Consider the following 24,089-nt stretch of genomic DNA (forward strand, 5'->3'; position numbering starts at 1 on the left):
AAACCATTAAAAACATCATGAAGTCGTTCCTATCGCAGATCGTCGTTTCGCTCGTGGCAACAGCTTCGCTCGACGCGGCGGAGCCTCCATCCGAATTTCTGGACATCCCATGGTCCTCGACACCTGCGAGAGCCGAGGAGCTGATGCTGAAGAGGCCGGACGTGAAGACTAAGGAAATGTCCGCGACCAAACTCATATGCGTGGGCGGGACATTCGCTGACTACCCGGTCGACCGGATCGAACTCGAGTTCACTGAGTCACGTTTGCAGTCGGCACCGTCTACCTCACCATCCCGCCGGGCAATGGTGCGAATGGCGTTCCGCTGAGAAATCTGTTATTTGAGAAACTGTTCAAATCCCTCTCCGCCAAATACGGGAAAATTGAGAGATCCGGCGACGGCGGCCACACGGAAGGCAACTGGACGTGGCATATCAAGGATCGTCTTCACAACGAAGATCGAACGGTCGCGGTCCACTTGTCCTATTCGTGGAGTCCCTACGAGTTCATCGTTCGCTATTCCAATCAACTCACTGCCGACGCTCCACCGGACCCGGAGAAAAAGCCAAAAGCAATACAGCCAAAAGCGAAAAAGACGAAGGACCTTTGAGGGCAACTGATACGGTGGAGACAAATCAATCCATCGGGACTAATACTGTGGGGCAATGCGGAAAAGCTTCCTCGTTCGCTTCGCTCTGTGAGTCCGTCTCCGCTGCAAGTAGCATGGCACTGCCGCCGGTTTTTCCTTCGGCCACCCCGGGCCGTCCCATCTCTTGCCACGCTGCGCGAAATCTGACAGAGTTCCAGCATGCTGAGTTCCCGCCCTGTGATCTTCATCTCCGCGGTCAGCAGGGAACTCCACTCCGCCCGCGACCTCGTCGCCAAGACCCTCATCTCACTCGGCTACGAGCCCAAGTGGCAGGACATCGCCCCCACCGACACCGGCGACCTCCTCGCGGTCCTGCGGAAATGGGTCGATCAATCCCAAGCCGTCATTCAGATCGTCGGTTACCGCTACGGCGACGGCCCGAAGACGCCCGATCCCGACTTCGGCCAAATCTCCTACACCCAATACGAAGCCCTCTACGCTCGCCAGAAAGGCAAGCCTGTCTGGTACATCATCCTCGACGAAAATCACCCCGTCGATCCCGCCGATCCCGAGCCTGCCGAACTCCGCCAACTCCAGGAAACCTACCGGATCCAGGTCCGCGCCCACGGCAATCTCTATCACGGCAGCTCCGACCTCCTCCACACCGAAAACATTGTCCTCCGCCTTCGCGACGACCTCGCCAAACTCCGCCGCCGCGCCCGCCAGTGGGCCGCCGCCATCGTCGGCCTTCTCCTTCTCGCCCTCGGCGGCATCGGCTGGATGGTTTTAAAACAGAAAGGCACCGTCGAAACGCTGGATCACATTGCCCAGCAGAACGCACAGCTTCTTGCCGCCGTCCGTGCCCTTCCCGCAGCCGTCGCCGAGGCGCACCAAGTCGCCCCCCAAGAAGACCCAATAGCCCGCGCCTACGTGAGCCTTGAAGAAGGCCTGAAACTCCCGCCCGGGACGTTGGCCAAGCAACTACCCGGATTCGCGAAGAAGCTCATCCTCCAAACGGATACGTCGGAACTTGACCGGGCCAACGCTTTATTCGTCACCCAACAGTTCGCGGAGGCCGAAGCTGCCGCCCTCCGTGCAAAAGATCGTTCGCTTGCCGCCGCCGGCCAACCGATCAAGGACGCCATCGCAGCCTTGGTTCTTGCCGGTCAATCCGCCACCGAGCAGGTCCAGTACGAACGCGCCCTCGCCCACTACTATGCCGCCGCCGCCCTCACCAGTGAAGAGCAAGATCTTATGGAGTGGGTGGAAGTCCAAAACGATATTGGCTGGCTTCTCTATTTGAGCGGGCAATACGACGAGCAAGCCCGCGTCTCCCAATGTGTCTGGAAAGCGGGTCAGAAAGAAACTAATTCGGAGAAAGTCATATTCTTTCTCCGCTCGCACAGCCTCTGGGCCAATGCTCTTTATACCCAAGGGAAATACGCTGAGGCTGAGAGAGAACACCGTGCCATCCTGACCATCGAGGAGCGTGTCTTGGGCTTGGAGGATCCCGCTACTCTCATGAGTCGGATGAACCTCGCTAGTGCCTTGCTTTCCCAAGGAAAATATTTGGAGGCGGAGACAGGATACCACACCGTTCTGGCTATCCGGGAGCGTATACTCGGCCCGCAGCACCGCGATACCATCACGAGCCGCGTAAACTTCGCAGGAGCCCTTTATTCCCAGTACAAATATAGGGAAGCGGAGCAGGAATACCGTGCCGTGTTGCCCACCATGGAGCGCGTGCTCGGCGCGGAGCACCCTGATACTCTCAAGGTCCGGGGAGGGATTGCCAATATTCTCAATGCCCGCGGCAAAAATCTGGAGGCGGAGAAGGAACATCGCGCGATACTAACTGATCAAGAGCGTAAACTCGGCTCAGATCATCCCGATACCTTGATCACCCGAACAGAGATTGCAGGGGACCTGGCTTCCCAAGGCAGACATGCGGATGCGGAGAAGGAATACCGCGGCGTGTTGCCTGCCATGGAACGCGTACTTGGCGCGGAACACCCCGATACGTTATTTTGCCGAATGACTCTTGGTACGGTCTTGCATTCCCAAGGCAAATACGTGGATGCGGAGAATGAATATCGCCTCGCGTTGACAATACAGGAGCAGGTTCTTGGCAAAGAACATCTCACCGTGATTGCAAATTTTTTCAATCTCGCGCTGTGTTTGGAATCCCAAGGGAAACGGCAGCATGGCTTGGAATTTGCCAAACGAGCTTTGGAGGGGTGGAAGAAGGTTTTGGGAGAAGAGAATGAGCAATCGAAGAATGCCAAGCTGCTGGTAAAGCGGCTGGGCGGTGACTGATCCCGCCGCAACCCGATCTCCTCAGGCGCGCGGAACTTTCCCGAATCTAACTCTATTCCAGCCCCGCTTCCTGTCTGAGGTGGAGGATTTCCCCAGTGACTTCCGGTTCGCTCCTGCCGAGTTTTTGCAAAAGCTCCGCATATTTCTCCAGCATCTTGTCCTCATTCGGAACTGCCTCTCCATACCGCTTCCGGTGGTGCAGGGCGATTTGGATCACCCGGCGGTAGAATGGTTCCGCCTCCGCGGGGCGGCCTTGGTCCCTGAGGAAGACTGCTAGATTGAGGAACCAGATGGCGAGGTCGGGATGATCTTTGTCGAGCTTGGCCTCGCCAATTTCGATCGCCCGGCGGAAGAGCGGTTCCGCCTCCGCGGGTTTGCCTTGGACTCTCAGCAAATTCGCCAGATTATTGAGGCTTTTGGCCACGCTCGGATGGTCCTTTCCCAAAGCCGTCTCGTTGATCTCCAGCCCCCGTCGGAAAAGGGGTTCGGCTTCGGTCAATCTGCCTTGGGCATGCATCAAGGAAGCCAGGTTGATGTAATCAGTAGCAAGTCCTGGATGGGCAGTTCCCAGTTTCAACTCATCAATTGCGATGGCCCGGCGGAAGAGTGGCTCCGCCTCCGCCGGTTTCCCTTGGCTTTGCAGCAGAGTCGCGAGGTTGTTGAGTCGGGTGGCAATGTCCGGATGGTCTTTGCCCAGTTTCGCCTCGCCGATTTCCAAGGATCTCCGCAAGAGCGGCTCTGCTTCACGCGCCCTGCCCCGGGCCTCCAGCAGGTCGGCCAGATTGTTGAGTTCGACGGCCACATCCGGGTGCTCCTTGCCCAGCTTGGCCTCGCTGATTTCCAGTGCCTGACGGAAGAGGGGCTCCGCTTCCACCAGCTTGCCCTGGGCTTTCAGCAAGCCTGCCAGATTGTTGAGGCCTCTGGCGACGTCCGGGTCATCCTTTCCCAGCTTTGCCCCGGCAATTTCCAGGGCCCGACGGAGCGGTGGCTCCGCTTCCGGCAGCTTGCCCTGGGCCTGAAGCACACTCGCCAGTTGGTTGAGATCTTTGGCGACAGCCGGGTCGTCCTTGCCCAACTTCGTCTCGTCGATTTCCAGTGCGCGGCGACAGAGAATCGCGGATTCAGCCAGTTTTCCCTGCATTTGCAAAATTTCGGCCAAATTGCGAACGGACATGGCAACGGAGGGATCGTCCGGGCCAAGTTCCTGTTCCTTGATGGTGATGACCTGCTCCATCAAGGGTGCGGCTTCGGAATAGCGGGCCAGTTCTCTCAGGTCGATGGCCACGCCGTGCTGGGCATCGGCCCAGGCAAGCGGATCGGCGGTTTGATCAGCTAGTCCGGAGATCCGCCGGTGGGTGGCGAGGGATTTCTCATATTCCGCGGTCTGATAGAAGGCGTCGGCCTTGATGTTGAGTGCTTCCAGCAAGCGGGCGATGGCGGCGGAGTCGGCCTTTTCGACTTCCTCGGCGGCGGTGATGGCGTCGGCGGGTTTGCCAGCCAAGAGGTTGGCGCGGGCGCGGACGAGGGCGTCGTGGCTTCGCTTCCCGGCCTCGATATTGAGGCGGAGTTCCACGGCGGAGACTCCGACGCGAACGGCAAGTTCTTTCTCAACGTCTTCGCGGGGCAGATTGTTGATCCTAATGCCAAGCAGTTTTTTTTCCTCGGTGAGTTTTTCGAGTTGGACGACGGCTTCCTTGAGGAGGTCGGCGTGAAACTCCAGCATTCCGGTTTGCCGGTCCTGCTTGGCGATTACGATTTCCTGTCCTCGCTGAAGGAGCCGGATGCCACCGTAGATGCCGCCTAGGAGGAGCAGAAAAACGGTGGCGATCTTGAGGCCGAGGTGTCGGTTGCGGAGGACTTCGATTTTCACCTCGGCTTGTTCCTGCTGGAGAGCGAAGACCTGTTCTTGGAGCGCGAGGACTCGAAGCTTGAGATCGTCGCCGTCCTTGGGTTTTTCCCGGAGGTGGGGATCATCGAAGAGGCGGGAGCGGTGGGCCTTTTGGAGATCGCGCTTTTCCTGCTGCTCGGCGTCTGGTGCCTCATCATAAGGGAAATCCTCGAGGCAGATAAAGGTATAGACGCGGAAGTGGTCGTCACCGCGCTGTTCCTGAAGCTGGCGGCCGATGTGATATTCCAACTGCGTGTAACTCCGGCGCGGGGTGCCCGGCGGCAAGGTGGCGATGTCCGGCTCCGCCCCGTAACGTATGCCGCAGATGTGGATGAGTGCCTGGCAATCGCCGATTTTTCCCCGCAGCATGTTCTCCACCGTGCGGGCGTCCGGCTCGAAGTTCGTCTGCTCGACCGGGTGGCAGTTAATGGTGAGCAATGCCTCCTTGACGATCTGGCGGATGGAACGCAGATCGCCGCTGGTGGCGGAAATGAAGATCTTGGGAGGGTGCATGGGAGGATGCCGGTGCCTTAGGATTCAGATAACCGATGGAATCAGTAACAGGAGTAGCGGTCGGAGGGAAGGAACAATGCCAAGGAGGCGACGCTCACAGACCGCCATTACATTTTCCGCCGGCCCACCACTTTTTTTCAACAAACCATGGTTATAGGTGGCGTGGCGGTGCGGGGTGAAGCCGGATTTTTCAAGATGACAAGGGCTGGAACGCGGGTGATCTTCGAAGGCCATGAAAACAAATCTTATCTACGCTGCGGTTGTTGGGGGCGCCCTGTGCGTCGGTTTCCTGATGAATACGGAAAAGGTTGCTGCGGCTGCGGCTCCCGGCTCGGATCCCGGAGCCCCGCCGATTGGAAAGTTGGTAGATGTTACGGTGATTACCTGGCCGCTGAGCACGCAGCCGGCATTCAAGATCAACGGCACCCTGATCGCCATGCAACCGAACTGGCTGGTCGTGAATGAAGGGAACTACGATCATTGGATACCCACTGACAAGGTAATGGACATCAAAGCCGCGAAATGATCTGCCGGGAGATTTCGCGCCCCGTTAAGATCCACGCCGCCACCACTCGCTTTTCAGTAGGCCCCAGTCGTAGGTCTCGCGTTGGTAGCGGGCGAATCCGGCTTTGGTGATTTCCTCATCCGGTGGGCAAAGCTGGTTTGCCCGGAGCCCGGCGACGGCGCGGAAAAACCGATAGAGCATCCCCACGATGATCCGGCTGCGCCATCGGGCGGCTCCTTCAGGAGCAATCTCGAAGTCGGCTAACAGCCAGTCCGCACGAGGCGCGGCCATTTTTCCGAGTTTCGCCACCACCAACGCGAGATCCTTCCCAACGAAACAATCGAGAAAGAAATTCGTGACGATGAGGTCGAACTCGCCGCTAGGGCCCACCAGCTCCAGGAAATCTGCGTGGACGAATTCGACGCGGTCCGAAGCCACCTTGCTCCTCGCGATTTCCAACATCTTCGCGCTGAAATCCACCACCACGATCCGGGCGTCCGGAAAGCGCTTCACACATTCCGGTAGAAACCTGCCGTGACCCTCGCCGGCGATGAGGATCTTGCGCGGCATCGGAATTTCCCCGAGAAACGCCACCCGGCAGCGCTGCAGTTTTCCACCTGCGGTGAAAAATTCCATCGCCCGGTAGAACGGAGCCAAGGTGTCAAAGCTCATGGAGGGACCGATGCATTGGCAGATGCATCGTGGGTGGCTTCCACTCCTTTTGCAAGGTTTGGCCCGCGGGCCGCCTCACGGCATCCAGTCGGTTTCCAGCATGAGGCGGAGCCATTCGGCGTGCTCGTGGGCGAAGAAGTGTTCGATGTCGGCAATGTTTTCGAGGAGTTGTGGGAAGTTGATGTCCTGAGTGTCCAGGATGATGGCTTCACGCCGGAGCGATGACTCCTTGGCGACGCACAGCGCCAAACTGCGGGCAGGTTCGAAGGCGGATTTCCAAACTTTGATACCGAAGCTCAAAAGCGGAATCATTCCGGCAAGCACAAGCGACCACACCGCGAGGATTTCCCATCCGGATTTGTGCGTTGGTGGAGAAGATGAAATCGCTTCTGCCGGAGACGATGAATCCGCCTTGGGCAAGGTGGTGAGCAGGTTTTTTTCCGCTTCACGGAAATCTAATATTTTCGGGGCCGGCGGTTCATGGGAGGCGACTTCGGTGTGCCTAACCGGAGGCGATTCATGCGGGGCCCTGTGTTCGGCGAAAATGTGGATGGCCACCATGATAACCGAAGTCAGGAAAAGGGCGAATCCGTGATGGCGGTGCATGAACTGGCTGAGTGCCGATTGATGTTTGGCGTGGTCTGCGGAAGGCCCGCACTTCTCGCCGAAATAATTGGCCTGATAGATCACCCGTTTGTACAGATAGTAGTATTCCAATGCCTTGATGTTGTCGGCATCCGGCACGCAGGTCGTGGGGGGCGTGTCTTCCGGTGCCGCGTGAAGGGTGCCGGCCCAGGCCTTCACCTCCTTGATGGTCCGGGTGTTGACGATGGCTTTCACTTCGCCGTCGATCCACTGTCCCCAATCGCCGGGCTTGGAACACCAGAGGTCGGGATGGCCGAGCGCCCGGAACCGCAACGCCCGCAGGCGCTCGGCGATATGGCGCTGAATGAACCACTTGGTGTCGGATTTGATGCCGATCCCGAGCACCGCGGCGATGGTGGCGACGATCACGGCAATCATTTCCAAAATTTTGGCGACTGAAACGAGCGACTCGTCTGTTAGCTGGAGGCCGAGTTGGATCAACACCAGAAATACCGCGGCCAGTCCGAATACGATTGCGACCGTGGCACTGCGGCGGTGAAAGCGCTGCCGGCGGATCGCTTCCTGATCGGCGTCCGCCCATTTCTGGTTGATCTTCCGGTCCAGTTCGCCCAACGCCATCTTCAGCGTGATGAAAGGGGCAATGACTTCGGCTTCGGGTTTGTCGTCAACATCGAAGTCATACTCGCGAGCGTCGTCCGTGACGTGGTCCGCCAGATGCCTTTTGAGTTTATTGAGGGGATCAGGCATGGGGAAGGGGAGGGGATACAATCTGCAAGAAGCGGACCAATCGTGGTTCTATATCAAGAAGAGCGGATGGCTGCAAAACAGAAACGCGCGTGGGAAAATGGAAAGCGGTTGGATCAGGAGGATAGTCCGGGCAAAGTCAACGTTTCACCGAGAACGGCGAGAGTCCGAATCCGATTTTTGAACCTGCGGTGATCGAGTCGATATACCACTGGTGGGCGAAGGAGTGGGCGCCGGTGTAGGGATCGGTCCCTGCGGGTGGTGTGATATTGAACTTGGTGAAATAGCGGCCGAAGCCGGATTCAGGAATGCCGGTGGTGAAGGCGGAGGTGCAGTAGAAATCGACCGGCACGTCGTCACTCAGGAGCTTGAGTTGTTCCAGCATCACCGGCATCGGGGTGTCGAGCATGGTGATGCGGAGGTCCTTGGGAGCGAGGCCGAGTTGTCTGAGGACCAGCGCGGCTTGGAGGACGACGAAGCCTCCGGCGCTGTGGCCTATCAGATGCATCGGTTGGTCTTGTTTCAGAATTCCGGCGCGCAACGCTCTGGCGAGCTTGAAGCCCACCAGTTCGCCGATTTCCTCTGCCTGTGGGCGAATCGCCGCCACATCCTGCAACCACGCCTGAGGCCTGCTAGGGATCAGATGGTCCTGACCGGCGCTGGCACGGTCGGGTTCAAATCCGAATCCCGAGAAAACCGCCGGGATGGCTGCCAGATGCCAGTCCACGAGACAGATGTCGGGTGTGTTAGGTCCAAGGTGTTGCCGCAGGGTGTCCTCCATCCGGGTCATCCAGTGAGGCTTGGTGCCAAGTTTGCCCGAGGTATCGACTCCATCGTGAAGGCCGTGGGCGATCAGGATGAATCCCTTCTCCGCTTGTTCGGGAACGGGTTGCCAGCCGTCCGCTCCGGGCGATGAAAGCAGGCGCCCGTCTTCGAGCCGCAGCTTGCTCAGTTCCGCCGAATCCTTGGGAATGCAGAACGCGATGAAGGCCGTGGTGACCACCACGGAAAGCGCCACCACCAGCACGCGGCCGAACACCACCCGGCCGATGAATCCCGCGCTGATTCCGAACCACACCATGAGTTTCTGTTTCCACGACCGCGGACCCGCCGCGAGCACGTCGCGGATTTCCGATGCTTCGAGCGCGTTGTTCTTCGACCGGTAATAGGGCTCCGAATGTTGTGCCTGATAGAACCACTCGACCACCTCGCTCAACAGAACCCGCTCGACTTCCTGCATCGCGGTCCGGAGTTGGTCCGCAGTCATCGGATCTTCGAACCTTTTTTTGACCGAATCCAGAAACTCGGCTTGTTGGGCGTAGCGTCCGGCCCGGCGGTTGAGTTCGAGGTAAGATCCCAACAATTGCATCAGGATCGCCACCAGCGGCAGCGAGGATCCGACGACGCCGAGAATGTAATCGGAACCCGACAGACGCAGCCATCGCTCCGCGGTGTGGCTCAGTGAAAGTGCGACGCCCGCTACGGCGAGGAACAAGGCCCCGTCGAGAGAAAGCGTGACATAACCGCTCAGCCGTCTGCGGTCGCGGATCGCTTCATCGTGTTTCCTCCGATAATAATTCAGCTGATCATTGATGCGGGTGGTGAGATACCGCGCCTTCGCCTCGTCGGGAGAAATTTCCGGAAGCGGATGATCGCCGAGAATCCATTTTGCGATCGGTTGCAATGCCGGTGCGCCACCCAGAGCATCGACCGTGACATCGCCGGCGAGGCCCGTCGTGGACATCGCGGAGCGGGCGATTTCAGCCATCATCCGAGCCCGTGCCCAGGTTTGCTGCATTCCCCGCCACCGCAGCCACCAGCAGATGCCCACCACCAGGACCGTGCAGACGATCACCGAATAGGCCGCGTAGGAAATCGGCAGGCCGAGCCGTACCACCAATAGCCAGGCGATCGGTGCGAGCACCGCGAATCCTTCCATCGCCAGGATCCATTTCCAAATCCGCCGCGTGTCGGGTGCGAGCCGGTTCGCCGCGAGCTCGGCGCGCTGGAGCACCTCTTCCGCGCTTTGGTGATGGGTCAGTTCCAGCGCCTTGATGAGCGGCTCCGTCCAAGCGGGCATCTGCGGGGAGGCGGGGGATTCGCTCATGACTGCTTCTACCAACTGCGGAAGGTCTCTGGCAATGAATCCCTGTTGAAACCTCGCCGGAACCGCCTAATTTCAGCTCATGTTCAGTGGCATCAAAGACAGCCTCACCTCCACCGCCGCGAAATCGCTGCTCGCCTCACGGATGGATCGCTATGGGAAACTCACCGATCTCCGAATCCGCAGCCGCGAGAAAACCATTTCAGCGGAACTCCTGTTGGAGGGGGAGGAGCTGCTCGTCACGATTCAGATCGAGCGCTATCGGATCATCGGAAAATCAGGCGAGCATGCGATCGTCGTTGAAAGCATCACCGCGTCACGGCCTTGGTTGCGGAATCTCCTGCAGGACTTGCTGGTGGAAAAGCCGATTCCGGTGCCGTCGATCATCCTGCTCGCCCTCGGCAAGCCGGAGGAATAACATGTTAGATATCCTGCTTTACAGCGCTGCCCATCGATTTCCAGATAGGGCCGCTCGGGTCGAAAGGCGGTGCCTCACCTTTCATCTCGGGATTCGGCAGAGATTGATCAAGGCGGAACAGCGGCAGAATGGGCGCGCCGCCGGGGTCCTTCTGATAGTGTACTCCGATTTCCTCGATCAGCAGTGAAACGGAGAAGTAACCACCGGGAATCTCGCCGATGAGAATTTCTATCGGATACGTCTGGCCTTCTCTCGCTTCGAACTCCGGACCAACCGCCATGCCACCGATGTTCTCGTTGTATTTGGGGGTCTGTGCGTATTTGTAGAACGTGATGGGAATCCTCATCGGGCTCAGCCTGCGGACTTCCTTGGCGAGCTCCCTGTTCTCGGTGGTGCCATCCATGTCTCTGCCACGGTTGAAAAGGTGGGTGCCGGTGCTGGCGAGCGTGTATCCGTAATCGAATACCGGGCGGTTGTTGAAATTCACCACCAACAGGTCGTCCGCGGCTCCGACAAAACGGAATTTGCCCGAATGAGGCGCCTTCACCGATCCCCGATAGACGACGACCCAGCGCTTCGGCTGCACTTCCTTTTCCACATCGAAGGCGGCGGGCGCTCCATCGGCGCTCATGATCGGGATCTGGAATTTTGTCTGATAGAGTTTGGACGGAGCCTTGAAATATTTCTCAAAGGTCTTCTCCTTGAATCCGCGTCTCACGATGTCGCGGACTTCCACCCGCATCTCGTCGTCGGTCATGTTGGTCTGCTCGCGGTTGCTGGTTTGCTTGAGATCGTAGAAGGTGCCGACCAGTGCATCGGGGGTCATGTCAAGCGCTCCGAAGGGATTTTTCGATCCGGTGCCATTGCTCATTCCCGGAGCCATGCCGTTACCGACTCCCGGGCCGTGGTCGTTTCCTTCTCCGCCGCGAGTTCCTTCGAGACGGCCGGAAATTCCCTCGGGGCTGATTGAGCCCATTGAGGTCATTTGGGAGGAGTTCTCAATTTCGGGAAGGACGATGGGACTGACTGTGCCGTTGGCTACCAGACGCGACAAATTCGCCTGCATCATCCGGGCGTTTTGTTTCTTTACCTGGGACTCGGAGGCCGGAGGACCTCCACCGGACTTCGGCATGAAAGGGATCACTTTATCCTGCTCCTCCGGGATGATCTGGAATACCCAAATGACGCCGACGGCCAGCAGGATCACATGGAGAAACAGGGAAATCGACAACGAGCCGCCGCCGAGTTTCTGCCAGAACGAACGCTTCCGCGGAATTTGGATTTCAGTCGCGAAGTCTCGTGGGTCTTGTGTCGGATTCATCGGGAAAAAAGGTCGGGGTCGGCTGTCCATGTAAGGACTCCCGAGAACCTTTTTTCTTAGAAGTTTTTCAAATCACCCGAAAGCGACCGATGGAAATCAAGGGACAACCTTCTCCGGAGCCGGACGTTTTTTCTCTTCCCGATTGTCTTTTTTCTGTTCGGAAAGCCAGGCGATGACGTCGCGCATTTCCCCGGCAGAGAGCATGGCCGACATCGGCGGCATGGCGGACATCGGTACGGTCATCGTGTCGATGTCGGACCGGGAAACGCGAAGGACCTTGCCGCTGCTGTCGAAATCAACGTGGTCGGGAGTGTCGGCGATGAGGATGCCCGCAACGGATTTCCCGCCTTTGAGGGTGACGCTGGCGATGCCGTATCCCATGGCGACCTTGGCTCCGGGATTGATCAGTGATTCGAGGAAATACTTCCGGTCCCCGCGAAGCCCGACGCCTGATAGATTCGGCCCGGCATCTCCGCCGCCGTGACCGCTGGCGTGGCAGCGCATGCATTGGCCGGCGGGATGGGATTCGAAAACCTGGCCGCCCTTTTCCGCATCGCCACCCTCGAGTGATGGCAGATAGAGAGCCAGCGGATCGGTGGATGCGGCCTGTGCGGCGGTGAATGCGGCGAGTGCGGTTTTGACCTCGGACTCGTTCCGTTTTCCTGCGGCCTCGAGCAGTTCGAGCGCGGCGGGGGAAACTCCGTTTTGTTTTTGTAAATCCGTTAGTCCGGTGACGAAAAGTTTCGCAGCCGCGGGCGAGGTGATTCCGCCGGCGAGTTTCCATGCTTCCTGCTTGCGATGGGCGCTGCCGCTGGCGGTGGATTTCGCCAATCCTTCGAGCGCGGCATCCGGAGAGGATTTCACGAGACTGGCGAGCGCGCCGATGGCGAGGTCGTCATCCTTGCCGGTGGCGAGTGTGGCGAGCAGTGCGTCAAAGCCTGCCGGTTTGCGCGTCGAGTAGAGATTCAGCGCTTCGACCCGGGCCAGGCCCGGAACCTTCTCATTGAGCACGAGCGAGCGGAGGGCGTCGTCAGGAACGGTGGAGAGATCGAGCTTATTCTTCTGGATCAGTGACAGCGCGGCTTCGAGGAATTTTCCATCGGTTTGCACGAGCGGGGTGATGCTACCTCCTAACACCTTGCGGATCAGTTCTGGATTACGAGCGGGTAGCGGGGCCATCCGGCCGGTGGATTGATCGACCGGGTGCGGCGTGGTCCACTCGCCGAGCAGGCGGAATGCCTCCTTGCGGGAGTCTTCCGGAGTTTTTGGATCGAGGGCGACCTTGAGGATGCGGCGGGCGTTCACCTCGTCACCGGCGCGGAAGGCGCTGTGCAGCATCCGCCGCCAGATCATGGTGGTATGTTGGCTGTTAACGGCCTGATCCAGCATGGCTCCAACCTGGGGGCGGACTTCGACGATATTCTGGTCGTTGATCGAGCGGATGGTTTCATCGACGATGGCGGGGTCGGAGTCGGTTAGAAATCCGGCGAGCTCGGGAGATTTCGAGCGGCGGAGCGCGATGACGGCGGCCATCCGGTCCCTGGCGCTGGCATTGGTTTTCAATGCGGCGAGTTGCGCAGGTGTTTCCAGCAATGACAGCGCGAACGATCCGGCATGGCGCAGATAGAGATCGGGGGATTTGTCCAACATCGCGAGGATGGCGGGAACCGAGCTGGTGGATTTCATCCGTCCAGCGGCGATCGCGGCGAAGAGCTGGACGCGTGGCGAGCTGTCGGCGATGAGTTTTTCAAACGGAATGCCATCGGCTTTCAGGCCGGATTCGCCGAGTGCCTTGATGGTCTGGGCACGAACTTCGATGTCGCTGTCGGCGAGAAACGGAAATAGTGCCCTGCGGGCTATTTCACGAAGGACGGGATCGCCTGCTTTGCTGTTAGCGTCGCCCGGAAGCACGGCGGCTCCGCGGCGGGCGATGATTCCGAGGCCCCAGATTCCGTGGAGACGGGTCAGGCGGTTCTTGGTTTGCGTGGCGGCCTTGGTGAACAGTGGGAGGCCTTCCGGTTTGCGGGAAAGGGCGAGTTCCGCACGGACACGGATGCGCATATCCGGGTGGAACAGCAGGCCGGCAAGCTCGTTGGCGGTGCGTTTTTCAAATCCTTCTTTGATCAATGCTGGAACTCCGGCGGATTCTTCGGCGCGGAATGGCTTGTCCGCGGCGACCGAGTAAACGCGGCCGTCGTCATGCGATGCCCAACCGCCAATGAAGTCGGTGACTGTTAGCTTTCCATCCCACGAGTATTCAACGTCGGTGACGGCCGCGCCCCAGTTAAGTTTGCGGGGAGCAACCATTTTCATGCCGGCACCGGATGGCTCGACCTTGAAAGACCAGATCCCTGAGTTGGCCGCGCCTCCCTTGTAATCGCAAACGAGGAAGCGCCCCGCTTCGGCTTCGAGGAATCCGGTGCCGGGGTGATAAGTGAGGCCGGAAGGACCGGACGTGATGTGGCCGACCGGTGGCAGAATGTAGGCGGGTTGCGAGGGATTGGGCATCTCCCAGATGCGCTCGGCCAGCCAGCGGGCGGGCGGGCGTTCCTCCATGCCCATTTGGTTGTGGTGAACCAGAAGGCCTTGATGGCCCATGTTCCAGCCGGAGTCGCCGCCATCGACAACATAGACGACACGCGACTTGTCTCCCTGGTCGCAGTTGTTATCCACCGAAATGCCGTTGCCGAATTCATCGAACGCGATTTCCTTCGGATTGCGCAGGCCAGAGTGGACGACTTCGAAATTCGAACCGTCGGGATCGAAACGGAACACGCAGCCTTCATCCGGCAATTCATAGTGTTTGCCCTCCTTGGTCACGATGTTCATGCCGCGGTCGCCAAGCGTGCCGTAGATCCGGCCGTCAGGGCTGAGCGCGAAGCCGTTGAGATCGTGACCGGAAAATGACACGTGGATGCCGAAGCCGTCCTCGATCACATCGCGAACCTCTGCTTCGCCGTTTCCATCCTTGTCGCGGAGCGCGTAGATTTTCGGAATGCAGGCGAGGAACACCGTGCCTTCGTAAGCGAAAACCCCGGCTGCGGGACCGTCCAGAGCGTCATTGAATTTCCCGGCGAACACTCCGTGCTTTTGAAACACGCCGTTCGCATCCGGATCGGAAAGGACGCGGACAAGATCCTCTTCTTCCGTTAGGAACTTCATGGAGGTGTTCGCCTCCTTGTTCTGCCACTTCTCATACATCTTGAGGCGGTCGGCGGTGGTGCGGGAGGAAATGTCGTCGAGATACCAATAGAGGTGGTCGCGGTTATCAGGCACGCCATGGCGGAAACGGTGCGTCTCGGCAACGTAGATTTCGCCGTTAGGTCCAAAGGTCAGCGCGGTGGGGGAGGTGAGTTGCTGGTTTTTGAAATCCGCGACGACCGTCGCCTTGGTGCCTTCGGGGATTGTGAGGCCGGGAATCGTGTCGCTGGAAATCAGATCGGGCAGTCCGCCGCTGGTGGTCGAAGGGAAGGTGGGCTTGTTTGAATCAGTTAGGATAAAATGGTCGGCGGCGACCACGCCCCATGATCCGGTCACCGTGTCGAAGAGTTGCAGGTTCGCGGTTTTCCCATTCAGTGCGGAGACATCCCAGATGACGGGTTTGCATTGCAGCGAATTTGCGCCAGTCGCCTCCATCGCGGTTTTTCCATCCACGATCAACCGCACGCCCGTCTTGCCGGGGTGATTTCCGCCTGCGATGAGGAAGCCGATGAAATTTTCCGTGATCTTGAAATCCGGCGAAGTCAGCGAGCCGGTCGCGGGGTCTCCGCCATGGGCTGAACAGGCCAGCGAGTCGTTGGAATAGCCGGTCAGGTTCGCGGTCAAGCCATCGAAATTTCCGGGGACCGGCGCCAGACCGAATGCATCGCCTTCGACTTTCCAATCTCCGAAGCCATCGCCTTCGAAGGCCTGGAGCACACGGGTGGCAGCAGAGGCGGATACGGCAGTGAGGAACAGCCCGGAGGCGCACAAGAAACCTGATTTCATCGGCCCCATCCTACCTGTTCGGACGGGCGGATCTATCACGGAATCAAGGGATACGAGGTCAATGGCTCAGCTTCATGCGGAAGAAATTGCGAATCTCTTCCGGCGCGATCGGAAACGTGGCACGCAGCCGTTTGTCACCGGTGACAGGATCGGTGGAAATCGTTTCCAGCAGGGATGGGGTCGTTGCGGACCAAGGATTATTGAGGTTGGAGTTTTTCTCAAAGACCATGGAGCCAAGGCTCGCGCGGAGATTCTCGCGCCAGGCGAACCGGACCGTGGAGTTGCCGGGCAGGGGATTGCTATCCAGGTTGAAAATGGCGGCGCGCCCTGATCCGGTATCCGGCACGGTCGGGTCGAGGTGGTGGTAAAACTCGACGATATTGACGATGCCGTCGTGGTCCGGATCCCCGTTTGCGGTCGTGTCGGGGCCGATAAGTGCGGTGTCCGCGATCCATTGTGAATACGTCTGCTTGACGACGAGCGCGGCAAAGTTCGTGGTGGCCGAGCCGCCGGCATTCGAGACGACGCAGCGATAAACTCCGTCGTTACCAGGAAGCACACTCGGAATTGTAAAAGTGGGTGAGTTTGCTCCGGGGATTTCCGTTTGACCGAATTTCCATAGGTAGCCGAGACCGCTGCCGCTGGCCGCCGCGACAAATGACGCGGGAGTTCCTTGGAGAACGATCTGATCGAGTGGCTGGGTCGTGATGACCGGAGCGACGGGTGCGGAATTGGCCGTGCCCGGACTTCCACCCAATGCCGCGCTCGGCTGCCAGTTGGTTCCGTTGTTCGCATCGGCGAGCGGATCGACGATTTCCAATGAATAGCCACCGCCATCAGCGCTGACCGGCCACGGCGACTTGTCCTTGTAGTTGACCGAGGAAATCACGTTGCCCGCGGCGTCCAGTAGGGAAATGGTTTCCCCGCCGTTCGAAAGGGTGCCGCTGTAGTAAGCCGCCGGTGTCGCGCCTGTGTATTTAGTCCTCCAACCGGACGGGCTGCCGTTACCCGCGATGATCATGTGGCTGCCCGGCGCGATCGACGAACCGGGCGGGAAGACGTAGTAGACACCGGCAAAATACCAGCCGTTCAGATCGACGGTCCGCGGACCGGCATTGAAAATTTCCAGATACTCGTGGTTGTCACCGCCGGGAGGGTTATACATCAGTTCGGTGATTCTAACTAATGGTGGCGAGTTGTCCGTGGAAAACGTGGCTTCGTTGAGCGCGCTCCAGGTCGTGCCGTTCAGGGCACGGGCTTTCACCGTGGTGGCGGACGATATGGTTAGAGTTGTTGTGTAGGGCAAAGCGCCGGAACTCACCGCGCCGCTGTAGATGATGCGTGGGTCGGTGCCGTCGGTGGTGTAATAAATGATTCCGGCGCTGGTCGTTCCGCTGCCCGCCACGGGGAGTGCCATAGTGATCTGATAGCCCGGCGACACCAGCGACGTTCCCACGGCGACACCGGCATTGCGGATTTCCGGCGCGTTGAGGGTCGGATAGAGACCGGCCGTACTGAGTTGTCCCATGACGATGGCGGGGCGCGTCGGGAAATAAGTGTCGGTGACGCGGGTGTTTTCGGCCAGCCATTGCGACTCGCGGGTGTAGAGCGCGTAGGTGCCCTCGGCATACGGATGCACGTCGCGCCGGTAGTCGCCCCAGCGACAGCTTTCCGCGACGATGGGCTTGTCGGCGATCGCCTGCCATTTCAGCCAGCGGGAGGTGTTTTTCGCGATCGTTAGAGCCCCGCCCGGAGCGATCATGTTGCGATGGACGCGGTCGGCGAAGTCGAGGAGGTATTGGGGGTTGTTATCCAGCTTGGTGTGCAGGCCGCTGGGGACGTCGGTGCTGCTTCCGGTTCCTCCGTTAGGGACGCGGTTGATGTCGGTGTTGAGCAGGATGCATTCGAGATCCCACGGGATGTAGCGGAATTTGCCTTCCGTGGTGAATGTCCCGCCCGACCGCTGGCGGATGGCGGACCAGTTCTTGTTCAGGCCCCAGTCCTGGTGGCCGACGTAGAAATGCAGCAACGTGTAGTCGATGAACGCCGGCATGTCGAGATAGCCTTTGAACTGCTCGTAAGTTGAATTCAACGTCGCGTTCGGCAGCGATGTCATCGCCGTATAAACCGTTGACGTGCCTTCCGCGAGCACGCCCTGATCGTAAACGTCGTAGTCCGTCTTTTGGCCTCCCAGAAAATTCTCGCCGAATGCCGAGGACGGATCTTCCGTGAGATCGTAGATGCCGAAATACAATCCGTTGATGTAAAGGTGGGTGAGCCGGCTGTGGCCCGCGACCCCTCCCATTTCCAACATCGTGTCCTTCATCCACTGGTCGCGAATGCTGGTCGAGCGGCTGCGTTGAAAGGAGCCGTTGGCATTTCCGTTAACATCCGACCAGTGCCGCCAGCTCGTGCCGAACTCCGCGCGAATGACGATGTCATCATAGGATTTCACAGCGGATTCCGGGAAGAGTTGGTAATCCAGGCTTCCCGGGCCGAACTCGGGCTTGAACTTCATCTTGAATCCGTGCTTCGGATTTTTCACCGGCTCGCGGCTCGCATTGCCATGCATGCCCAGCCCGGATGTGGTCGCGAACGCGGTCGTGCCGTCGGGCAGGATCATTTCCACCGAGCAGGGAAGAGCGGCGAAATTCTTGTCCGTCACGTGGCTGGAGTGATACATGCCGGTCGACTCGAACATGCTTTTGTTAGGAGTGGCGATGCAAAGCGATGGAAGTTCGCGCAGTCCGTCATTGTAGCGCTGGACTTTCACCGGATCCTGGGCCGTGGCGGAGTTAGTGGGGGTCACGCGCAGTGGATCGAGGTCCATGCCGTAGTCCGCTGGTACGATGTTGTTAGTGAATCCGCTGCTGGTGCCCCAGGTCGTCGGGAATCCGGCCGGCGTGTTGGACTGGTTGATCACCTGATTCTGGAAAATATAGGTATGCGTGACCGTGGCGCTGGGCACGAATCCCGCCGCGAATGTGGCGGCACGCAACACCGTGGTCGCGCTGATGGTGATCGGCCCGCTGTAAGCCGTGCCCGTGGTGGCCGTCGGTTCACTGCCGTCGGTGGTGTAGCGTACGGACCCGCCGACGGTCGCCGTGCCGAGCATGAGCTGGAAGGGCGCATCGTAAAATCCGCGGGCGCTGGTGAAGGTCGGAGTTGTCGCCACCGCCGTTAGAGTGGTTGCGGAATTAACAGCTCCGGGTGTCGGCGGGGTGAAATAGCGGCCGACGCCACCGGACAGGCCGTAGCTGAAGCCCGACCGTTGCGCCGGGTATCCGGCGAAATTTGTCGCGAACATGACGGGGCGGTCGGGACTCACGAGCGCGAGATCGCCGCCGTTGACGCCGAGTTTGAAATTCGTGTGCAACTCGCCCGAAACCGGCCGTCGGTCTTTTCCGGACGTGAACACGACCAGATAGGCACCGGCCGCCAGCGTGCGGTTAGGGAAGATCCATTTACCCGGCGCATCAGGGTTGTCAGTCAGCGCCCAGCCGCCGAGATTGACGGTGGAGGCACCCGTGTTTTGAATTTCCACCCACGATTCGTTGTCACCTTCGGCGTCCAGATAGGTCGAGGAATTGATGGCGGTGAACTCGTTGATGATCAGATTCCCCGCGCCGGACGCGCTGCGGGTAACGCTCCAGCCGGCACCGCCGAATGGATTTCCCGCGAGGTCCGCAATGCCGTGGCCTGCTGCCCAAGTGAAATTGACTGCACCGGCCGCCGGTTGGGAAAATGTGAACGTGTAGGGCCCGGAGCCAAAGCCGGTCACCGAGGTCGCCGCCACTCCGTTGACCTTGAAATCGGCGGCATCCACGCCGGTGACGGGCTCGCTGAATGCCACCTCCGCCTGTGTTAGAGTGCCGGCAGTCGAACCCGGAAACGGAAACTGCGACGGTGTCGTCGGCGCAAGAGTATCCACCAGCGTGTAGCTCCAAGACGATGGAGAAACGAACGGTCCTGATCCGGAAATACCGGCGATGCCGGTGTCGCCCGCGAATTCCACGCCCACCGTGCCGGGTGGTGGTTGGTTGAACGTGAAGGTGTAGGGACCCGCGCCGGTGCCGCCGACCGTTTGGGGGACTGCGCCGTTGATGAATAAATCGGAGGTGTCCACGCCGCCGACCTGCTCGCTGAAGGTGATTTGCAACGATGTCAGCCCGGCGACCTGGCTACCCGGCGTGGGGCTGATCGCGGAAATGACCGGCACCGCCGAAACCGGCAGCAGACAGGCGAACAAAAGCACCGCCGGAAGCGTGTGACAAATGGGTTTCATGTAGGGAAAGGCGGGCGTCCGCGGGTGGGTTTCAGACGACTGAGCAAATCGTTTCAGTGCCCGCCGTCAAGGGGAGAAGCGAGCGTGGACTGGCCTTCTCATTCTAGGAATCGGAACGGGGAGAAGTCCCGCCCCTTTATTGGGGAGGCGGGACTCGATTTCCACCGATGACACAGGGAACGTTTCTTTGGATCAGTTGGTGGAATCCACGCGGACCCGCAGGAAGTCGGATGGATCGCGGTGTTGTTGATGCTTGGGAATCTTCATGCCTGCTTTTGAGACGAGGCGTCGGAAAACGCATTCGATATGCTGTTAGCCCCCAACGGCGCGTGGCTCAAGGAGTGACAACCCGCGATCCATCTGCCTTGATCTCCCCATGGCATTTGAAATCCACCCGCGCCTTGCCTCCGGCGGGTTTGAAATCGGACAAATCGGCGGCTGCCGGCTGCTTTTGAAAAACAACGCGCTGTTTCCCTGGTTCATCCTGATCCCCGAAGTCGAGGGCATCGAGGATCTCCACCAGCTTGAGCCCGGGCAATACGTCGAGGTGATGCTCGCCCAGCGGAAGGTCTGCGAATTCATCGCCAGTCATTTCCAGCCCGAAAAACTCAACATCGGCTGCATCGGCAACCAAGTCCGGCAAATGCACATCCAGATCATCGGCCGCTCGACCGGTGATCCCGCGTGGCCCGGCACCGTCTGGGCCTTCGACGGGAAACAACCCTACACCGAGGAAGAAAGCGAAAACATCCTCGCCGCCGCCCGCGCCCACCTCGGCCTGGACTGATAGGGGGAATGGACGTCTCGTCCATGTTCTTCATCCCGCCGCAATAGTCCCTCGATCCACCGCGTAATTTCCCACCTCCATGAAATCCATCCTCTGCCTGTTCGCCACCATCACCCTCGCCGCCGCAGGTCCCGTTTCCCTCTTCAACGGCAAGGACCTCGCCGGTTGGACCCCCGATGTCCCGCAGGCCGACAAGGACCCCGCCATTTCTCCCAGCTTCATCGTCCGCGACGGAATGCTCGTCAGCATGGGCAAACCGGAAGGCCATCTTGTTTCTAACAGAACCTACTCGGACTACACCCTCACCGTCGAATACCGCTTCCCCAAGGACGGAGGAAATTGCGGGGTCCTGGTCCATGCGTCCAAGCCGCGCGCCCTCTACGACATGTTTCCGCAGTCCATCGAAGTCCAGATGCTTCATGACAACGCCGGCGACTTCTGGTGCATCCAGGAAAACATCGAGGTCCCGGACATGGAGAAACGCCGGCCGAAAAAGGACGGCCAGAAATTCGGCGGCGGTCCCGATGACGCACGCAACATCAAGAACCTCACCGACGACTCCGAGAAACCCCTCGGCGAATGGAACACCATGACCATCCAGTGCAAGGGCGCGGAAATCATCGTCCATGTGAACGGCGTCCTCGTGAACCACGGGACGAACTGCACCGCCAGCTCCGGCAAAATCGCGCTTCAGGCGGAAGGCACCGAAGTTGAGTTCCGCAAGGTGGAGATGACCAAGCCGGGTGATTGAAAGTTTGAGCGTGCATCACGCGATCGGATAGGGCATCCATGGAAACATGATGATCGGAACCCACAGCCTGCTGCCGGTCTGCGGCTGCCTGCTCGCTGATAGGATCTCAATGGCCGCCGGTCGCCCGCGGATGTTTTCCGGTTGGAACCTCGTTGCCATCGGGACCTTCGGGTTTCTCCCTGACATCCTTTCTCCGCACCTGTCATTGGAATCCCGCCAAAGCAGTTGGTCCCACACGGTCTGGGCGGCGATCGCGATCGCCTTCCTCGTGCCCCTCACGAGATACACCTGCAAAAAGGGCTCCCGCATCCCGGTGGCGATCGCCTGCTGGATCGCCTACGCGCTGCACCTCGCGGCGGATGCCATCTCCGGCGGAATTGCGTGGCTCTACCCATGGCGCGACGATGTGGTGGGGCGCTATTATATTCCTTCCGAGGATTGGATCTGGTACGACGCCGGATTCATCCTTCTCGTCTGGGCCATCTATCGGGTGTTTCCCCGTTTCGCGAAAAAACAAGCCGTGTGAAAATGTTCGGATCCCGCGTCATGAAACCTTTCCTCTTCCTGCTGCTCACCCTGCTTCCGCTTCACGCGCAGACAGGAGACAAACTCGTTGCCTCGGCCCGCAAGCAGATCGGTGTCACGCTTTATTATGATTCCCACTACACCACGCTGGAATACCCTAACGGCGATGTTCCTTCCGACCGCGGCGTTTGCACCGATGTCGTCATCCGCGCCATGCGCGACGGCTTGTCGAAGGATCTCCAGAAACTCGTTCACGAGGACATGGCCGGAAATTTCTCCGCCTACCCGAAAGACTGGGGCCTGTCAAAACCGGACAAGAACATCGACCACCGCCGCGTTCCCAATTTGAAAACCTGGCTCAAGCGCCAGGGCTGGCAACTGCCGCTGCCCGCGCCTAACGATTCCGCGAAATTCCTTCCCGGCGACATCGTCACCTGCACCGTTCCGCCGAACCTGCCCCACGTCATGATCGTCAGCGACAGGAAGACCGACGGCGGAGTGCCGCTCGTCATTCACAACATCGGCGGCGGCGCGGCGGAGCAGGACATGCTCTTCAATTTCCCACTCACCGGACTCTATCGGATGAAACCATGAAAACGATCACCACCTTCACCGTGCCGGAAGACGCGCACCTGTTCCGGTCCTTCCTCGAATCGCGGGGGATGGAGGCCTTCGTGCTCGACGAGCATTTCGTGCAGCTCTTCTGGTATTACAGCAACGCCATCGGCGGCGTGCGGGTGGCCGTCGATGAGACCGACGAGGACGAGGCTGGCGCGCTTTATGGCGAATACATGGCCGCTCTCAGGGCAGGCCCCTTTCCATTGCAGCCGGCCCGCGCGTGGCCGGTCGTGGCGCTGCTTTCGCTGGCGGTCGGCATCCCGCTGCTGCTCTTCGGAAGGCATGCCTTGAGACCGGATGCGGATCTGAAATAAGGAGAATGGACGCCCTCGTCCATTTCTACCATCGGACAGCCCACGTGGTTGCGGCGTCTCGCCGCTCCTTGAAACTTAGGGGTCCCTTATCCGCGGTTTACGCGGAAAAAAGTGGCAGGAGTGTCGTCCCAGCATTAGGGAGAATCAAAGATTTTTAACCACGGATTTCACGGATTAACACAGATAAGACTTACGGATTAGATGGGATTTGATCATTGTGAGAACGGAAATCGGAGCAAAGGCTCCAAACGCTGGAATCCAAACTTTCTTATCCGTGAAATCCGTGGTTAATTTCTCCTTTCTCTGACGACTTCTCAGTAGTGTAGTGACCCTGAATCCAATCATGAATCTCGATCTCAAAAACAAAGTCGCCCTCGTCACCGCAGCCTCCGGAGGAATCGGTCAGGAAATCGCCCGTTCGCTCGCGGCGGAAGGAGCTAAGGTCGTCATCAACGGCCGGACATCCGCCAGCGTGGAAAAGGCCATCGCTGAAATCCGGTCCCAAGTGCCGGATGCCGATCTCGTGCCATCGGTCGCCGACAACGGCACGGCGGAAGGTTGCGCCACCACCATCCGCGAACTGCCCGCAGTGGACATCCTCGTCAACAACCTCGGCATTTACGAAGCCGTCGGCTTCTTCGACGAAACCGACGAGGCCTGGCAAAAGCTGATAGAAATCAACATCATGAGCGGCGTCCGTCTCGCCCGCCACTATCTGGCAGGAATGCTGGAGCGCGGTCACGGCCGCGTCGTTTTCATTTCCAGCGAATCCGGAGTCAGCCCGGCACCCGAGATGGCGCACTACAGCGCGACGAAAACCATGCAGCTCGGCATTTCCCGCTCGCTGTCGGAACTGACCAAAGGCACGCAGGTCACGGTGAACTCCGTGCTGCCCGGACCCACCCGCACCGAGAGCGTGGAGAAATTCATGCAGAATGTTTTCCCCGGTCTTTCGCTGGAGGAAGCGGAGCAGAAGTTCATGGCGGAAAACCGTCCGACCTCGCTGATCGCCCGCCTCATCAACCCTCGGGAAATCGGCGACATCGTCACCTTCATCTGCAGCCCCCGCGCCGCAGTCATCAACGGCTCCTGCATCCGCGCCGAAGGCGGCCTCGTGCGGAGCGTCTTCTAACGAATCTGGCGGACAAC

The 24,089-nt window shown here is 59.3% G+C and carries 18 protein-coding genes; 10 read left to right on the forward strand and 8 right to left on the reverse strand.

What is annotated here, in order from left to right; translation table 11 throughout:
* Nucleotides 1–17 precede the first annotated feature (17 nt).
* A complete protein-coding gene (locus ABIQ96_RS06115; protein ID WP_348213677.1) occupies nt 18–326 on the forward strand; it encodes a hypothetical protein in 309 nt (102 codons plus the stop codon).
* Between the two features lie 479 nt (nt 327–805).
* The gene (locus ABIQ96_RS06120; RefSeq protein WP_348213678.1) at nt 806–2,902 is read left to right on the forward strand and encodes a tetratricopeptide repeat protein; all 2,097 of its coding nucleotides are present in this window, start codon (nt 806–808) and stop codon (nt 2,900–2,902) included.
* A 52-nt stretch (nt 2,903–2,954) separates the two neighbouring features.
* Here the strand turns inward: ABIQ96_RS06120 and ABIQ96_RS06125 are convergent, their stop codons facing one another.
* Both ABIQ96_RS06125 and ABIQ96_RS06130 read right to left on the reverse strand, forming a co-directional pair.
* Nucleotides 2,955–5,303, reverse strand: coding sequence for a tetratricopeptide repeat protein (locus ABIQ96_RS06125; RefSeq protein ID WP_348213679.1), 2,349 nt, complete (start codon nt 5,301–5,303; stop codon nt 2,955–2,957).
* 24 nt (nt 5,304–5,327) lie between these two features.
* A complete protein-coding gene (locus tag ABIQ96_RS06130; RefSeq protein WP_348213680.1) occupies nt 5,328–5,537 on the reverse strand; it encodes a hypothetical protein in 210 nt (69 codons plus the stop codon).
* Here ABIQ96_RS06130 and ABIQ96_RS06135 point away from each other — a divergent pair.
* Entirely contained in the window at nt 5,536–5,829 is a 294-nt protein-coding gene (locus ABIQ96_RS06135; RefSeq protein ID WP_348213681.1) for a hypothetical protein, read from the forward strand. The genes ABIQ96_RS06130 and ABIQ96_RS06135 overlap by 2 nt on opposite strands.
* A 24-nt stretch (nt 5,830–5,853) precedes the next feature.
* Here the strand turns inward: ABIQ96_RS06135 and ABIQ96_RS06140 are convergent, their stop codons facing one another.
* The 3 genes from ABIQ96_RS06140 to ABIQ96_RS06150 form a co-directional block, all read right to left on the reverse strand.
* Nucleotides 5,854–6,480 (reverse strand): class I SAM-dependent methyltransferase, encoded by a 627-nt coding sequence (locus ABIQ96_RS06140; RefSeq protein WP_348213682.1) that lies wholly within the window; start codon nt 6,478–6,480, stop codon nt 5,854–5,856.
* A 75-nt stretch (nt 6,481–6,555) separates the two neighbouring features.
* Nucleotides 6,556–7,833 carry a hypothetical protein gene (locus tag ABIQ96_RS06145; protein WP_348213683.1) on the reverse strand — a complete coding sequence of 426 codons (1,278 nt, stop codon included), beginning with the start codon at nt 7,831–7,833 and terminating at the stop codon, nt 6,556–6,558.
* A gap of 136 nt (nt 7,834–7,969) precedes the next feature.
* Nucleotides 7,970–9,937: a hypothetical protein gene (locus ABIQ96_RS06150; RefSeq protein ID WP_348213684.1), complete on the reverse strand. Its 1,968-nt coding sequence runs from the start codon at nt 9,935–9,937 to the stop codon at nt 7,970–7,972.
* A 79-nt stretch (nt 9,938–10,016) separates the two neighbouring features.
* Here ABIQ96_RS06150 and ABIQ96_RS06155 point away from each other — a divergent pair, with 79 nt between their 5' ends.
* Complete coding sequence (locus tag ABIQ96_RS06155) at nt 10,017–10,352, forward strand: hypothetical protein (protein WP_348213685.1); 336 nt, start codon at nt 10,017–10,019, stop codon at nt 10,350–10,352.
* 4 nt (nt 10,353–10,356) lie between these two features.
* Here ABIQ96_RS06155 and ABIQ96_RS06160 read toward each other — a convergent pair whose 3' ends face one another.
* From ABIQ96_RS06160 to ABIQ96_RS06170, 3 genes are all read right to left on the reverse strand, one after another.
* Complete coding sequence (locus tag ABIQ96_RS06160; RefSeq protein ID WP_348213686.1) at nt 10,357–11,673, reverse strand: hypothetical protein; 1,317 nt, start codon at nt 11,671–11,673, stop codon at nt 10,357–10,359.
* A gap of 96 nt (nt 11,674–11,769) precedes the next feature.
* Nucleotides 11,770–15,660, reverse strand: coding sequence for a HEAT repeat domain-containing protein (locus ABIQ96_RS06165; RefSeq protein WP_348213687.1), 3,891 nt, complete (start codon nt 15,658–15,660; stop codon nt 11,770–11,772).
* Nucleotides 15,661–15,718: 58 nt separating this feature from the next.
* Complete coding sequence (locus tag ABIQ96_RS06170) at nt 15,719–19,945, reverse strand: lamin tail domain-containing protein (protein ID WP_348213688.1); 4,227 nt, start codon at nt 19,943–19,945, stop codon at nt 15,719–15,721.
* Between the two features lie 376 nt (nt 19,946–20,321).
* Here ABIQ96_RS06170 and ABIQ96_RS06175 point away from each other — a divergent pair, with 376 nt between their 5' ends.
* The 6 genes from ABIQ96_RS06175 (at nt 20,322) to ABIQ96_RS06200 (ending at nt 24,072) form a co-directional block, all read left to right on the forward strand.
* Nucleotides 20,322–20,732 carry an HIT domain-containing protein gene (locus ABIQ96_RS06175; RefSeq protein ID WP_348213689.1) on the forward strand — a complete coding sequence of 137 codons (411 nt, stop codon included), beginning with the start codon at nt 20,322–20,324 and terminating at the stop codon, nt 20,730–20,732.
* A gap of 79 nt (nt 20,733–20,811) precedes the next feature.
* Nucleotides 20,812–21,483, forward strand: coding sequence for a DUF1080 domain-containing protein (locus tag ABIQ96_RS06180; protein WP_348213690.1), 672 nt, complete (start codon nt 20,812–20,814; stop codon nt 21,481–21,483).
* A gap of 46 nt (nt 21,484–21,529) precedes the next feature.
* Nucleotides 21,530–22,009: a metal-dependent hydrolase gene (locus tag ABIQ96_RS06185; protein WP_348213691.1), complete on the forward strand. Its 480-nt coding sequence runs from the start codon at nt 21,530–21,532 to the stop codon at nt 22,007–22,009.
* Between the two features lie 20 nt (nt 22,010–22,029).
* A complete protein-coding gene (locus ABIQ96_RS06190; protein WP_348213692.1) occupies nt 22,030–22,602 on the forward strand; it encodes a DUF1287 domain-containing protein in 573 nt (190 codons plus the stop codon).
* Nucleotides 22,599–22,940 carry a DUF2007 domain-containing protein gene (locus ABIQ96_RS06195; protein ID WP_348213693.1) on the forward strand — a complete coding sequence of 114 codons (342 nt, stop codon included), beginning with the start codon at nt 22,599–22,601 and terminating at the stop codon, nt 22,938–22,940. The genes ABIQ96_RS06190 and ABIQ96_RS06195 overlap by 4 nt, the downstream gene beginning before the upstream one ends.
* Nucleotides 22,941–23,283: 343 nt before the next feature.
* A complete protein-coding gene (locus ABIQ96_RS06200) occupies nt 23,284–24,072 on the forward strand; it encodes an SDR family oxidoreductase (protein ID WP_348213694.1) in 789 nt (262 codons plus the stop codon).
* The last annotated feature ends 17 nt before the right edge of the window (nt 24,073–24,089 follow it).

This window comes from Luteolibacter sp. (assembly GCF_039920825.1).
Lineage (GTDB): Bacteria > Verrucomicrobiota > Verrucomicrobiia > Verrucomicrobiales > Akkermansiaceae > Luteolibacter.